Genomic DNA, 14,517 nt, shown 5'->3' with positions numbered 1-14,517 from the left:
AACTAAATAAAATACTTCAACCTCATTCCAAACAGAATGAGGTTTTTTTTACGAAGATATAAGCACTATAAGCCAAAAAATAACACGATATAGTAATTAAACGTTTGAATAACGAATATCATACTCATTGTAAGCGATTACGTAAAATGGATTGGGGGAATATGATTTGGAGATTGAACAAATAAGAATAAACCACATGAACAATCCTATTGGATTTGAATTAAATGATCTATTCATTAATGGGACGATTCATGCAGATAAATATCCCGACAATTTGAAAAAAAGATTAATAATCACTACTGATAATGAAATTGTTTTTAAAACAGAATGGCAAATTGCCGAAGATTTAATTTTTAAACCAGTTTTTCAATTACAAAGTAAAACCAGATATAATGTGAAATTTGAATTAAAAGATACCCAAGAAATAATTTCAAAAAGCGCGTTTTTTGAAACAGGATTGATGACGGGGTTTAACAATAGTCAATGGATTGGAACTGATGATGCCAGTATTCATGGACTAAATTTAATTAAACAAATAAATGTACCTAAGGAAGTTTCTCAAGGAAGACTATATGTTAGTGGTTTAGGTGTTTATGAAGTTTATATTGATGATCAAAAAATTGGAACTGAATATTTAGCACCAGGTTTTACTAATTATAATTATTACGTTCAAATTGCGACTCATGATATTACTAAGTTCCTTCAATCACCAGGGGTGCATACGATAAGGATTAGTTTAGGTGATGGTTGGTATCGAGGAAAATTAGGTATCAAGGAGCATGGTGGCAAGGCAAACCAATATGGTAATGCCTTGATGGCGAATGCTGAAATTGATTATAGCGATAATGCTGGAGTTGAACACAATATTGGCACGGATGATTCTTGGCAGGCTCAATCTTCGCAGATTACTCATTCGGGAATTTATTATGGTGAAGATCTTGATCAAACAGTCCTAGCAAACAAATTACTATTAAAGACTTTTGAGCAACCAAGCAAGCATTTAAAAGATCGCCTCAGTTTACCGATCAAAGAACATGAATCATTTAGGGTTAAAGAAAAAATCATCACACCAAGTAATGGAGTTGTACTAGATTTTGGTCAGAATATGGCTGGTTGGGTTACTTTCAAAAATACACTACCTAAAGGTACCAAGGTTGAATTAGAGTATGGTGAAATCATTCAAAATGGTGAATTATATCGAGGTAATTTAAGATCTGCTCGAGCCACCTTTACTTATGTCAGTGATGGACAAGTACATCCAGTAAGGCCACATTTTAGTTATTTTGGATTTAGATATGTCAAACTAATTGGTTTTCCTAATGATTTTGACGTAGATAATTTTCAAGCCAGAGCCTTGTATTCAGATATGGAATCAATTGGCAATATCAAATCAGATAATAAGTTAGTTAATCAATTATTCAGTAATGTTCAATGGGGGCAACGGAGTAATTTTATGGATGTTCCGACAGACTGTTCACAACGTGATGAACGATTAGGTTGGACCGGAGATGCAGCAATTTTTGCTAAAACGGCTAGTTACAACATGGATACTTACCAATTTAATCGTAAATATTCTTATGATATAGCGGTTGAGCAGAGCATCAACAATGGAAAAGTTCCACTTTACGTACCAGCTGTTGACGGTGACGATGGTGGAAAAGCCGTTTGGAGTGATGTTGCAACTATTATTCCATGGATAAGTTATCTCAGGACCAAGGACAAATCGGTTTTACTTCAGAATTTTGGAGCAATGATGTCATGGGTCGATTGGGTTCATGACTATGCTAAGCAAACACGTAATGAATTTCTATGGTTAGATGCAGATCAACTAGGAGATTGGTTGGCTTTAGATACTGAAGATATTATGCATTTGAAAGGCAAAACTCCAGATGAATTAATTGCCAGTGCTTATTATTATCAATCGGTCAAAATAGTTGCTGACAGTGCTGAAGTTTTAAATGCCAAACGAGAACATGAATATTATCAATTACTATCAGAAAAGATAAAAGAATCCTTTATTACTGAGTTCTTTACCGGAAGTGGTCGTTTAATTACAGATACTCAAACTGCTTTATCCATATGTTTAAATCTACGACTATACCCACATGGTGATCAAAGAAAATTAGCAGATAAATTGGTAGAAAGAATTGAGAAAGATCGAAATCATTTAACAACTGGTTTTGTTGGAACTCCGGCATTACTACCAGCATTATCACAAAATAATCAAAATGAACTAGCCGTACAATTGTTTTTAAATGAGGATTACCCTAGCTGGCTTTATCAGGTCAAATTAGGTGCTACAACTATTTGGGAACGTTGGGATTCGGTTAACCCAGATGGAAAAATTAATGATAATGGGATGAATTCATTAAATCATTATTCGACTGGTGCCGTGATGCAGTGGGCTTATGAATATTTATTAGGAATTAAACAAGGCAACCAACTGGTCATCAAACCAGAAATTAGTCCGAAGTTTAGTTCTATGGAAGGCTATACACAATTAACTACTGGACAAGTCAGAGTGGCTTGGAAGATATCTAGTTCAGGTAGTGTAGTCAAAGTAATACTGGACTTACCTTATAATCAGTCTGCCGTGGTTGAATTACCCAAGACCAAAACATGGCTAGCCGATGGGGTGCAGCATGAGAACGGAGATATTTTAACAAATGGCCACCATGAAATTAGTTATCAAACCACAACTCCGTTGGTGAACAACTTTGACATCCATACAGCATTGGCTAAGTTCATTGGAAATAAAGATATTACGAATAAGTTAAATAAACTGGTTCCATTCTGGGGTTTTCTCAATTTACCTGGCAATATGGAACATTTCAAAGATTATTCGATTTTGCAGTTGAGTCAAGAAATGAAAGGCATTGGTTTTTCACCATTAACTCAAACACAGATTGACCGAATTAATCAGATGTTCATGGATTATAAAATTGAACAAATAAAAAAGGATAAGTAATTATGAAAAAAATAATGACACGTTTTGCAATTTTGATATTGTCTGTCTTTACGGTTAGTACAGGTGCAACGGCTGCTACCATACCATTAATGATGAAGAGCTTTTCGAATATTAGTCCTACAACTATTGAGTTATTGATGACAATTCCGTCATTGGGAATTATTATTTTTACACCCATTAGTAATATTGTGGCAGATTTTATCGGCATCAAAAGAACTATTATGTCTGGGTTGGTTTTGATATTTATCGGTGGAATTGTTCCAGCAATTACAATGAATTTCTCATTGATTCTTGTGTCAAGAGTTGTCCTAGGGTTGGGTACTGGTCTACTGATGTCTTTCTCACAATCTTTAATTATTCAATTATATAAGGGACGTGATCAACAAAAAATGCTTGGATTATCAAGTGTTTGTCAAGGATTAGGAATGTTTATCATGACTTTTGCAGCTGGTGTTTTATTGAATGGTGGTTGGCAAATGTCATATTGGGTCTATTTAATTGTTCTACCAATTATTCTTTTAGTTGGTATTTATGTACCAAAGACAATTGGAATGGTTTCAGAAACAGTAACTGATAGTGGTCAAAGTAAGAGCAGTAAAAAAGTTGATGGAAAAATTTGGTTATTAGCTACATTTGCTTTCCTTTTCAATGCAACATTTGCCTTCATTTCAATTAAGTTTGCTTTGTTAGTTGTTTCAAGAAACTATGGAACGGCGTCTGATGCAAGTACCTTGCTTGGATTAATGGCCTTTGCAATGGTTGCGGGTGGATTCTTGTTTATGTATATTCAAAAGCATTGGTTTAAATACACAAGTACATTCGGATTAGGATTTTCAACAGTATCATTTTTACTATTAAGTATTTCGCATTCTTTATTTGTAAGTGCAATTGGAGTTATTTTGTTAGGTATTTCTGTATCAGTCTTTATGTCATCAATGATTGCTAATATCAATAGAATGACATCTGCGAGTCAAGTTGCTTTTTCAACGTCTGTAGTTATGACTTGTGCAAATGTTGGTACATTAATTTCGCCTTACTTTGCTAAAGGAATTTCGTCATTATTTAACAATTTAGAGCCTGGTTTCACTTTCGAAGCCGGTTTAGTTATCTTTGCAGTATTGTTCATTTTTTCAGCTGTAGCAGGTATTAATTATTCGAAATTGGAATATAAAGAAATTGATAAATTATCCAATAATATAAAAACTCAAAATTAGAGGTAAAAACATGTTAAGTGAACAGGCAAAACAAGCAATTGAAATTGCTAAAACTATTAAGCAACAACAAACTGACAGTCTGAAAGCTGATCAGGTGGCATTCTTGAGAACTGATGCCGATAATCATAATGGTGTACCAATTCCCAATAATATGAAATTAGAAGAATATCATGATGAAGTTAAAGGTGAATATTATCAATTAGATAATAGTAAGGATGACACAGTATTGTTATTCATTCATGGTGGTATGTATGCGACAGGTTCAGTTAAATCAAGAAGAAATCTTTGTTTTGGACTGTTAAATAGATTAAATTATGACGGTTTCTCAGTCGACTATCGACAATGGCCTGAGGCTAAGCATCCCGCTGCTCAAGAGGATGTAGTTGCAGCGTATAAATTCTTGAAAGAAAAGTATCAACATGTTGTCGTATTCGGTGAGTCCGCTGGGGCTACGTTGGCGTTAACTCTAACGCTGCAATTAAAAGCCGCTGGTGAAGATTTGCCTGATAGAATTGCGGTCTTTTCACCAGTTATTACGCAGATTAATACAGTAGCCTCAGAGTTTTTGATGCAAGAACGTGACCCAATGCTTTTAGGAGCTGGCGATCCAGTTCCATATTTTGACAATCCTTATGCTAAAAATCCACTAGTTTCACCAATTTATGGAGACTTTACTGACTTTCCACCATTAATGATCAATTGTGGTAGTGAAGAAGTTAAATATGATGATTCAAAAATATTGAATTATCTCTGCCAAAAAGCTGGTGTGGATGTTACTTGGAATGTTTGGCAAGATTTATTCCACGTATTTGTTTTATTCGATATGCCTGAGACAAATCAAGCTTTGAATAAGATTGCTAACTTTCTCAAATAAAAATACTCGATTCAAAACGAATCGAGTATTTTTAAATATGTTGGCTTTTTCTGAAGTTAATGGGTGATACTCCGGTCATTTTTTTGAAAGTACGTGATAGTTGTGACTGATTTTTATAACCCATTAAGGTGGCAATTTCATTGATTGGTAATTGTGTGAAGATTAACAATTGCTTAGCCGAAAGTATCTTTTGAGCCGTTAGAAATTCTATAACGCTAATACCGGTGGTGTCTTTAAAGAGATGCATCAAGTAAGATTTACTGCAGCCCACACTTTGGGCAATTTCTCCGACATCTTCTACAGTAGATAAATTATCATAAATATACTCTTGAGCACGATAAATGATTGAGGGAATGTTCTGACGCTTGATTTGAGCAACATTTTTAACAAATCTCTCACCAATCGTTCGTGTGTATTCGTAAATATTAGTGATATTTCTGATGGACTCGGTCTTTTTAATACATTCGTCGCTCAAATTATAGGCATCTTCAGCAAACATACCACCACGAATGGCAGCACGGGTAAATAAGGTTGTTGCAGCCACAGTAATATTCTTTTTACTTCGTAGATCATCAGGAGATAGAACTCCGAAGTTACCTTTATTCATGAAATTAACGTAATTGTCGTTGAATTCATTGAGATTACCATGTTCAACTCCAAGTAACATTTTTTGTTCAGCTAGATAACCATTGTGTGATGGCTTATGTTCATTGAATGATTCGATTTGTTGGTTGGGACGATCAATAATATCATAATCAATTAAATCTAGTTGATTACTAGAGAATGTAGGGGTGTCTTGAGTTAAGGATATGTAGAAGAGAGTCAACTGTGATTTAAAAGTATTAAAGTCAATTAATGGAATTTTATCATCGTATTTTCCATTACCTGTAATGGCATTTGAAGTGGCCCAAATAATGAACTTTGTATTATTCAGTTGAAAAGTAGCAATGGCACCAATATTTGAAAAAATTGAGATTGTTATTTCTTTATTGATATTATTAAGTAATTTTATTTTGAGATTATTCGGTAGCATCGGGGTAATGGGAGTTTTAGATAAATAAATATCTTTATTTTGGATGTTAAAAATAAAGATCGATAGATTAGTTGCATCATGGAAATAGTCAGTAATTGTTTTAAAGTTCATATTTGTACCTCAATTAAAAAGCTTTATTTGTTAAAAAAAAGTGATAACTAACAAATTAATAATAACAGAATCACGATAATAAAAAATATGGTAATAGTAAATAGAGTAGGAGATAGATAAATGAAAACCTATTTAGCCTTTGATATTGGTGGAACCAAACTAAAATATGCCTTGATCAACGATCAAGGACAACTTTTGAAGAAATATTCTGAAGATACTATCAAGACTTCGCAAAGTGAATTCTTAAAGAGACTTAATGAAATTATTCAAAAATTCCATCAAGCGTCTGGTATCGGTATTAGTGTTCCTGGAAAAGTTAATGCTAAAGACAAAAGGGTTAGCTTTGGAGGTTCACTTCCCTTTTTAGATGGCATCTCATTTGGAGAGGCACTTGATACAAAGTTGCCCATCTTTGTTGAAAATGATGCTAAGGCTGCTGCTTTAGCTGAAATGTGGCAAGGTTCATTGGAGGACATTAATAATGGAGTTATGTTGGTTCTAGGGACTGGCGTAGGTTCTGGAATAGTTTTGAATCATCACTTAGTTTATGGAAGCCACTGCCAAGCTGGTGAAGTTAGTTTCATGAGTTGTGGCAAGTTTGATAAAGATAATTTAATGGGTGGAAAAGGATCTGCAGTAGGGCTAGTTCAAGATATTGCTAGTCATTATAATTTAGTAGATCAAAATGATGGTCCACAAGTATTTGAATTAATTAGAAATAAGGATGTTTTTGCTCAAGCTCGATTTAAAGATTTTTGCTGGAGTATTGCATTATTAATTCACAATATGCAAACAGTATTGGATGTAGATCAATATGTTATTGGTGGAGGGATTTCACGTCAAAAAATTGTTGTGGAAGGTATAAAACAAGCTTTTGACGAATTAAGGTCTGAGAATGAGTTTGTTGATCAAACTTTAGAAAAGCCTAAAATTGTCAGTTCAAAATTTTATAATAATGCTAATTTATACGGTGCTATTTCAAAATTTGAAATAGGTGACAAAGAATTTAAAAGTGTAGGTAGTGTATAAATGAAAAAAAGTAATTATGAATTTCCTAAAGAGTTCATGTGGGGAGGAGCTACGGCTGCTAATCAATTGGAAGGTGGTTTCAATCAAGATGGCCGCGGTTTGTCCATAGCTGATGCACTTCCCGGAGGAAAGCAACGATTTGAAGTAGTTCAATCACCAGATTTCAAATGGCAAATTGATGAGCAAAAATATAATTATCCAAATCATTTGGGAATTGATCATTACCATAATTATCGAGAAGATATCGCTTTGTTTGCTGAAATGGGATTTAGATCATATCGCTTTTCTATTGCTTGGAGTCGTATTTATCCTCGTGGAGATGAAAAAGAACCTAATCAATCTGGTTTGAAGTTCTACGGAGCCATCATTGAGGAATGTTTGAAATATAAAATTGAACCTGTGATTACGTTATCTCATTATGAGATGCCCCTAACTTTGGCTAAGGACTACGGAGGCTGGAAGAATCGTCAGTTGATTGGTTTCTTTGAAAGATATGCCAAGACAGTCATCGAGTCATTTGGTGATAAGGTTCATTACTTCTTAACTTTTAATGAGATCAATTCTGCTATGCAGCATCCTGTTATGGGTCAAGGATTAGTTCCAAGTAATGGAGGTAATGACAAGCAAAATGTCTTCCAAGCTTGGCATAACCAATTCGTTGCCAGTGCTAAGGCGGTCGAAATTGCACACCATTTCAATTCAAAAATCAAGGTTGGCTGTATGCTGTTATATGCGACTTCTTATGCATATAATTCTGATCCAAGGAATCAGTTAGCAAACTTGCAAAATAATCAAGATTTCAATTATTTCTGTGGAGATGTCCAAATTCGCGGACAATATCCAGCATATACAAAGCGTTTGTTTTCTAAGTATGGTTTTGAAATGTCTGATTTAGAAATCACGGAACCTGATTTGCAACAGATTAAGAATTATCCAGTAGATTTCATTTCTATCAGTTATTACATGTCGACTGTAGTTGAGGTTACTGGGATTTCTAATGAGCAAGTAGCCGGAAATTTGATGGGTGGTGTCAGAAATCCATTTTTGAAGGTCAATGATTGGGATTGGCAAATTGATCCAACTGGATTAAGAATTGCTTTGGATGAGTTGTATGATCGCTATCAAAAGCCTATTTTTGTGGTTGAAAATGGATTAGGTGCTAAGGACAAAGTTGAAGATAACGGTAAAATTTACGATGATTATCGGATTGATTATTTACGATCCCATATCAAAGCCATTGGAGATGCAATATCTGATGGTGCTGATATTATTGGATATACTCCCTGGGGATGTATTGACTTAGTTAGTGCTTCAACTGGTCAAATGTCAAAAAGATATGGAATGATTTATGTAGATTTAGATGATCAGGGTAATGGAACTATGAAACGTACTAAGAAGAAATCTTTTGAATGGTACAAACGTGTTATTGATACTAATGGAAGAATGCTATCTAGTGATAATTTGAAATATTGAGGGAAAATATGAATCAACCAAAAATTCAAAGAGCAAATAAAAATATGTTGTTTTATGTTAGTCGACTAGCAACAATCTTCTCGATACTAATGTATGTTTCTTATATTCCACAAATAATGAATAATTTGGCTGGTAGTAAAGGCAGCCCTTTACAGCCGTTATGTGCCGCCTTGAACAGCACTTTGTGGGTTTCTTACGGATTATTGAAAAGAAAAAAGGATTGGCCAGTAATAATCGCTAATCTACCTGGAATTGTTTTAGGCATTTTAACTTTTGTAACGGCACTATGATTTACAATTAATATCCGTAAGAAATAAAAAGATTCTCATCAAAAACGATGAGAATCTTTTTTATTTCAAGTATTCAAAACTATTACTATCATCTAATCAATCAACACTACCACCAATAACATCCAGATCACCCTTACCATCACGTTGAACAATAGCCTCAATAGCAGCAGTGATACCACGGACATCATCGTCCAGCGACAAGCAAGCTGTACCTGGTCTGTCAACAACTTGATCAGGCAAAAATGGAATGTGCATAAATCCAGCTTTTAAGTCAGGGAAGTCCTTATCAATGAAGTATTGGACTTGATACATGATGTGATTGCAGACATATGTGCCGGCAGTAGTTGAGACATAACTGGGCAGTCCAGCATTTTGAATGGCAGTTGCCATAGCTTTAACTGGCAATTGTGTGAAGTAGGCGTTTTGACCGTCTTCATGGATTGGAGTATTTCTAGGTTGATATCCGGCGTTGTCCTTGATTCTTCCATCGTCAAAGTTAATAGCTACTCGTTCAGGTGTTAACGCAAAGCGTCCACCGGCTTGTCCGATATCTAAGACGTAGTCTGGTTTAACTTCTTCAATTTTTTTGTGTACTACTTCAGCACATTTATTAAAAATCGTTGGGATCTCCAGTTTGATAATTTCTGCACCAGAAATATTGTCAGGAAGTTTTTTGACTGCTTCAATAGCTGGATTGATTTTGTCGGTACCGAATGGATCAAAGCCTGTAACTAAAATTTTCATAAATTTTCTCCTTAATTTTTTAAAATGCTAGTACATACATGAGAACTATTTGAATAGCTAATAATGAGAAGGCAATTGGTATCTGTTGCTTTATGACACCGAGATTATCTTTCATTTCCATTAAAGCCACTGGCAGTGAATTAAAATTGGCAGCCATTGGTGTCAGTAAAGTACCACAATATCCACAAGTCATCCCCAATGCGGCAACAACAATGGGTGAACCACCTTGCATGACTATGAACGGTATACCGATACCAGCCGTGATAACCGCAAAGGCAGCGAAAGCATTCCCCATGATCATTGTAAATACAGCCATGGCAACACCGTATAAGATGACTCCGAGTAGATGATTACCAACTGGGAAAATTCCTGAAATAGATTTGGAAATTAAGTCCCCAATTCCAGAAGCGGTGAAGATAACACCTAAAGTGGCCAGTAGTTGCGGTAGAATACCGGCAGTACCAACTGATCTAACCATTCTCTCACTATCATGATAAGCAGTTTTACCACTGGATCTGGTCATGATTATAGCGATGATCAACGAAACAACTGAGGCAATACCAATACCGACTTGTCCACCAAGTGAAGTAAATTGTCCGATCGAGACGGACAAGATTGCTAAAACAACACTTGGAAAGAACAACCAAGCACCCAATTTTTTGGCAGATTTCTCAGCTACTTTGCTGTCTACTTCCTTGATACGTCCGACTTTTACTTGTTTGAATAATGAAAGGACCCCAATCAAAACAACTAAGATTCCAACGATAAAACTTGGTATTGCTTCACCAAAGGCGAATATGACAGCTAGTATCAACCAAAATAGACCTGTACCAATTCTGGCAGGATTCTCTTTATCACGGAATGATTCGATACTAGAAAATAACATAATCAAACCGATCAACATGTAGAAAAACTCTAAAATATTATTTGTGTTCATTAGAGATGATCCCCTTAAAATTAATTTTGTAGCTTCTTATCAAATCTCATATTGTAATAAAATGTTAGAACAAAAGCGATTAAAGCTACAGGAATTGAATATAGAGCAATCTCATTTGGTGAGACTGCATGTCCTAGGGATTTCATCGTGCTAGACATCAACAATACGCCACTGGATGCAATGAAGAGGTTTTGGGCATAAAAGTTACCAATATTATCAATTGCGGCTGACTGGCCCTTTATCAAATCGACCTTTTTTGGAGATAAAGCTCCTTTAACACTGGCAGAAGCTTGTGCCATAGGATTAATCAAGGGACGAATGAACTGAACTTGACCAGACAGTGCAATACCAAAGGCACAAGTTATCTCTCTGATAGCTAGATAAAGATTCAAAATTTTACCCGGTGAAAGGTGCTTGAGTTTGGATATTCCGTTTACTGCAGCTTGCTTTAAGCCATGTCTTTCAACGACTCCAATCATTGGAAGAGTTATTAGGAAAAGTGAGACCATTCTATTGTCCATGAATCCTTGTCCGAGTAATGAAAGCAAGTGAGTAATTGACATTCCAGATGCCAATCCAGTTGCCAAAGCTGCTGTAATAACAACGGCCAATGTATCAAAATGGAGGGCAAAACCTAATATAATGATTACAATGCCGATTAATTTGAGATATTCCATATAATTTTGCCTCTAGCGAACAAATTAAAACTCGAAAGTTATAATGTTCGCCTTTCTTATTGTTAATATTGTTCTAATAATACAGCGATACATTAGAAAAGTGAAGAATTTTCTAATAAAAGTTTTGCTCGATGTTAGATTATTTGCCTGAATTCAATTCATCACTTTATGGTTCAAATTAATCACGAATAGTGAGATAACTATAAATTAGAAAATAAATTTAATAAAAAAAATAATATCAATTCGATACCCAAATTACGGGATTGTAAGCATTATAAATATATCAAAAATCAATAAATTTATATTTACTTCTTGAATGGGACTATACCGCAATGCTACACTTCAGCTGTAATCGATTACAAAACTAGTTGAGGGAGTGAGATCTATGTCAAAGGAAAAAAACTCAGGAATCAGTGAATTCGTTGAGAAAAAATTGATGCCTGTTGCTGTTAAAATTGGTGGATTTAAACCACTGATTGCCATTCGTGATGGTATAGCGTTATCAATGCCACTGATCATTGTTGGTTCGGTATTTCTTATTTTAGGAAGTTTACCAATAACCGCATGGACAAATTGGATTGCAGCTACAAGTTCGCATGGTGTATCTGTTGCTGATGTGTTCAACAAAATCACTAATGGTTCATTTGGACTATTAGGTGTGATTGGTGCATTTGGTATTGCATCGAGTTATGCTGAGCAATATAAGACTGATGGTAAATCAGCTGGTGTTATTGCTGTTTCATCATTCTTCGTACTTACACCAAGTATTATGAGTGGGGACAAAGTTCCGCTAGAAGGTATGCCTTATGGATACTTAGGTAGTAAAGGTTTATTTATCGCACTTATTATAGGTTTGATCACAGGATATGTGTTCCAATGGTTTATTAATCACGATATTCAAATTAAGATGCCGGAAACAGTTCCACCGGCCGTTTCTAAGTCATTCAGCGCCTTAATTCCAGGTGCCGTTATTATTATGTTTTTCGGTTTGATCTATGCAGTTCTTGAATGGACAGGAATCGGTAATGCCCATGAACTATTATTAAATATTTTGTCGAAACCACTAGGTTTATTAGGAGATACATTAGGCGGGACAGTTGTAGCTATTATGCTTAACAGTTTGTTCTGGTTTGTTGGTATCCATGGTGGGAACATCATCAATCCAATCATTCAACCAATTTGGCTGATGAATACTGATGCCAACCGTCTATTGTTCAAGGCTGGTAACCTTGATCTTGCACATGGTGGACACATTATTACACAACCATTTATTGATAACTTTGTATATATGGGTGGTGGCGGTGCCACAATCGGATTGGTATTATGTATCGGTATTTTAGTAATTACACACCAAGCCAGTAAACAAGCCACGATCCTAGCACCATTGACAATTACACCAGGATTATTCAATATCAACGAACCAACAATGTTTGGTCTACCAGTTGTTTTGAATACAACACTAGTAATCGCCTTCGTATTAGCTCCAATCGTCAATGCAATCACAACATATTTTGCCATGAAGACAGGAATCGTTCCATTACCAATAGGAGCCGTTGTACCTTGGACAATGCCTCCAGTTATTTCTGGATTTTTAGCAACAAATAGTTGGACAGGTTCAGTATTACAATTAGTCAATGTCGTATTAGATGTAATTATCTACTTCCCATTCATGTACACATTGAATAAACAACAAAAGCTTGAAGAAGCTGGAGAAATCTAGAGAGAGCGGAGCAAAGCGGTTAACTTCTGAGCATTACCTAGATTAATGATAGTGGCAACGAAGTTGACGCAATTATTAATCGTAGTAAGCACAGGAAGTTGCTTTGCGCAAAAATAGAGAGCGGAGCAAAGCGGTTAACTTCTGAGCATTACCTAGGTTAATGATAGTGGCAACGAAGTTGACGCAATCGTTAATCGTAGTAAGCACAGGAAGTTGCTTTGCGCAGCTCGTTTAGGAAACAAAAATAAACAGCGCCTTAACATGCATTTTAACTTAATGAAATTAGTGGATAATAAAGTTAACACAATCAGTTATTGTAACCAGTTTAAGAAAAAAACAATCAAGGAGAGAACCAAGTATGGTAAAAAGATTAATTAGTGCAAATACAAGTGAAGTCTTAGCAATGAACGGCCAAGAATTAAAGCAAAGTATCAAAGCCAGTGAAGGTCGTGTCGTTTTAAGCGAAAACGTCGTTGGCCACGAAGCACTAGATGGATTAACAACTTCAGAAATTGCGGCAGCCTTTGGTGCAGATTTGATTCTGTTAAACGGCTTAGATGTTTTGAACCCATTGATATTGGGATTATATGAGGGTGAAGGCACTCTAGCAACAGCTAAAGCACATCATGATGGACAAAGTATTAAAAAATTGCAAAAATTAGTTGGAAGACCTATTGGTGTTAACCTTGAACCCGTTGATCCTAATGCCGATATGTCAGAAGATAGATTGATTATTCCTGAAGGCAGAATGGCCAGTGAGAAGACCATTAAAGAGGTCGCTAAATTAGGATTCAACTTTGTTGTTTTAACTGGTAATCCAGGAACTGGTGTGACAAATGCTCAAATTGCAGCCAATATCAAGGTTGCAAAGGCTAATTTCAAAGGCCTAGTCATCGCTGGTAAGATGCATGGTGCCGGTGTTAATGAGCCAGTCGTAAGTAAAGAGGCAACTGAAAGCTTCTTGGAAGCTGGTGCTGATGTTATTTTGGTTCCTGCAGTTGGTACAGTTCCAGAGTTAGATGATGCAGAGTTGAAAGAAATCGTTAAATTAGCTCATAGCAAAAATGCTCTGGTAATGAGTACAATCGGTACTAGTCAAGAAGGTTCTGGTGCAAGCTATATCGAGAATATCGCCATTAGAAATAAGATTATTGGTGTTGATATTCAACATATCGGAGACGCTGCATGGGGAATTCAATCACCAATTGATAATATCTATGCACTAAGTAAAGCTATTCGTGGTGAACGTCATGCTATTCAAAGAATGGCTCGTTCCATTAATAGATAAGGCTTATTAAAAAAATATCGGTTGAGAAATCAAAATTTTCTCAATCGATATTTTTTTCATAACAAGAAACCGCATTCCTACCTCTATATACAACGAAATTATGCCAATTTTTGTAAACAAATAAAAAAATTTTCAGAAAAAACTTACGAAAACTTTTTT

12 protein-coding genes are annotated in these 14,517 nt (G+C 35.4%); 8 read left to right on the top strand and 4 right to left on the bottom strand.

Annotation, left to right across the window (positions count from 1 at the left end; all coding sequences use genetic code 11):
- The first annotated feature begins 166 nt into the window (after positions 1-166).
- From BTM29_RS02015 to BTM29_RS02005, 3 genes are read left to right on the top strand one after another with little or no spacing between them, the layout of a single operon-like run.
- Positions 167-2,968: a family 78 glycoside hydrolase catalytic domain gene (locus BTM29_RS02015; RefSeq protein ID WP_076613907.1), complete on the top strand. Its 2,802-nt coding sequence runs from the start codon at positions 167-169 to the stop codon at positions 2,966-2,968.
- Between the two features lie 2 nt (positions 2,969-2,970).
- Positions 2,971-4,182, top strand: coding sequence for an MFS transporter (locus BTM29_RS02010; RefSeq protein WP_076613906.1), 1,212 nt, complete (start codon positions 2,971-2,973; stop codon positions 4,180-4,182).
- A 10-nt stretch (positions 4,183-4,192) separates the two neighbouring features.
- Positions 4,193-5,056 (top strand): alpha/beta hydrolase, encoded by an 864-nt coding sequence (locus BTM29_RS02005; protein ID WP_076613905.1) that lies wholly within the window; start codon positions 4,193-4,195, stop codon positions 5,054-5,056.
- Positions 5,057-5,087: 31 nt separating this feature from the next.
- On the opposite strand, the gene BTM29_RS02000 is transcribed toward BTM29_RS02005, so the two are convergent.
- A complete protein-coding gene (locus BTM29_RS02000; RefSeq protein ID WP_076613904.1) occupies positions 5,088-6,200 on the bottom strand; it encodes a helix-turn-helix domain-containing protein in 1,113 nt (370 codons plus the stop codon).
- Positions 6,201-6,320: 120 nt separating this feature from the next.
- On the opposite strand from BTM29_RS02000, the gene BTM29_RS01995 reads away from it, so the two are divergent.
- The 3 genes from BTM29_RS01995 to BTM29_RS01985 are packed head-to-tail and all read left to right on the top strand — an operon-like array spanning position 6,321 to position 8,992.
- Positions 6,321-7,229, top strand: coding sequence for an ROK family protein (locus BTM29_RS01995; RefSeq protein WP_076613903.1), 909 nt, complete (start codon positions 6,321-6,323; stop codon positions 7,227-7,229).
- Complete coding sequence (locus tag BTM29_RS01990; RefSeq protein WP_076613902.1) at positions 7,230-8,702, top strand: glycoside hydrolase family 1 protein; 1,473 nt, start codon at positions 7,230-7,232, stop codon at positions 8,700-8,702.
- Positions 8,703-8,710: 8 nt separating this feature from the next.
- Positions 8,711-8,992: a SemiSWEET family transporter gene (locus tag BTM29_RS01985; RefSeq protein WP_076613901.1), complete on the top strand. Its 282-nt coding sequence runs from the start codon at positions 8,711-8,713 to the stop codon at positions 8,990-8,992.
- 96 nt (positions 8,993-9,088) lie between these two features.
- Here BTM29_RS01985 and pcp read toward each other — a convergent pair whose 3' ends face one another.
- From pcp to BTM29_RS01970, 3 genes are read right to left on the bottom strand one after another with little or no spacing between them, the layout of a single operon-like run.
- A complete protein-coding gene (pcp, locus tag BTM29_RS01980) occupies positions 9,089-9,736 on the bottom strand; it encodes a pyroglutamyl-peptidase I (protein WP_076613900.1) in 648 nt (215 codons plus the stop codon).
- 19 nt (positions 9,737-9,755) lie between these two features.
- Positions 9,756-10,673, bottom strand: coding sequence for a DUF979 domain-containing protein (locus BTM29_RS01975; protein WP_076613899.1), 918 nt, complete (start codon positions 10,671-10,673; stop codon positions 9,756-9,758).
- Between the two features lie 20 nt (positions 10,674-10,693).
- Positions 10,694-11,350 carry a DUF969 domain-containing protein gene (locus BTM29_RS01970; RefSeq protein WP_076613898.1) on the bottom strand — a complete coding sequence of 219 codons (657 nt, stop codon included), beginning with the start codon at positions 11,348-11,350 and terminating at the stop codon, positions 10,694-10,696.
- A 385-nt stretch (positions 11,351-11,735) separates the two neighbouring features.
- Here BTM29_RS01970 and BTM29_RS01965 point away from each other — a divergent pair, with 385 nt between their 5' ends.
- Both BTM29_RS01965 and BTM29_RS01960 read left to right on the top strand, forming a co-directional pair.
- Positions 11,736-13,070, top strand: a complete 1,335-nt coding sequence (locus BTM29_RS01965) for a PTS sugar transporter subunit IIC (RefSeq protein WP_076613897.1) — start codon at positions 11,736-11,738, stop codon at positions 13,068-13,070.
- Positions 13,071-13,428: 358 nt separating this feature from the next.
- The gene (locus BTM29_RS01960) at positions 13,429-14,358 is read left to right on the top strand and encodes a DUF7916 family protein (RefSeq protein ID WP_076613896.1); all 930 of its coding nucleotides are present in this window, start codon (positions 13,429-13,431) and stop codon (positions 14,356-14,358) included.
- The last annotated feature ends 159 nt before the right edge of the window (positions 14,359-14,517 follow it).

Source organism: Companilactobacillus allii (assembly GCF_001971585.1).
Classification (GTDB): Bacteria; Bacillota; Bacilli; order Lactobacillales; family Lactobacillaceae; genus Companilactobacillus; species Companilactobacillus allii.
Note: the sequence above shows the minus strand (reverse complement) of the source record. Positions and strands in the feature narration are given on the sequence as shown.

Bases quoted from the DNA above. Each gene is read 5' to 3' on its own strand.
- BTM29_RS02010 (WP_076613906.1), top strand. From the start codon at position 2,971: ATGAAAAAAATAATGACACGTTTTGCAATTTTGATATTGTCTGTCTTT.
- BTM29_RS02005 (WP_076613905.1), top strand. From the start codon at position 4,193: ATGTTAAGTGAACAGGCAAAACAAGCAATTGAAATTGCTAAAACTATT.
- BTM29_RS02000 (WP_076613904.1), bottom strand. From the start codon at position 6,200: ATGAACTTTAAAACAATTACTGACTATTTCCATGATGCAACTAATCTA.
- BTM29_RS01995 (WP_076613903.1), top strand. From the start codon at position 6,321: ATGAAAACCTATTTAGCCTTTGATATTGGTGGAACCAAACTAAAATAT.
- BTM29_RS01990 (WP_076613902.1), top strand. From the start codon at position 7,230: ATGAAAAAAAGTAATTATGAATTTCCTAAAGAGTTCATGTGGGGAGGA.
- BTM29_RS01985 (WP_076613901.1), top strand. From the start codon at position 8,711: ATGAATCAACCAAAAATTCAAAGAGCAAATAAAAATATGTTGTTTTAT.
- pcp (WP_076613900.1), bottom strand. From the start codon at position 9,736: ATGAAAATTTTAGTTACAGGCTTTGATCCATTCGGTACCGACAAAATC.
- BTM29_RS01975 (WP_076613899.1), bottom strand. From the start codon at position 10,673: ATGAACACAAATAATATTTTAGAGTTTTTCTACATGTTGATCGGTTTG.
- BTM29_RS01970 (WP_076613898.1), bottom strand. From the start codon at position 11,350: ATGGAATATCTCAAATTAATCGGCATTGTAATCATTATATTAGGTTTT.
- BTM29_RS01965 (WP_076613897.1), top strand. From the start codon at position 11,736: ATGTCAAAGGAAAAAAACTCAGGAATCAGTGAATTCGTTGAGAAAAAA.
- BTM29_RS01960 (WP_076613896.1), top strand. From the start codon at position 13,429: ATGGTAAAAAGATTAATTAGTGCAAATACAAGTGAAGTCTTAGCAATG.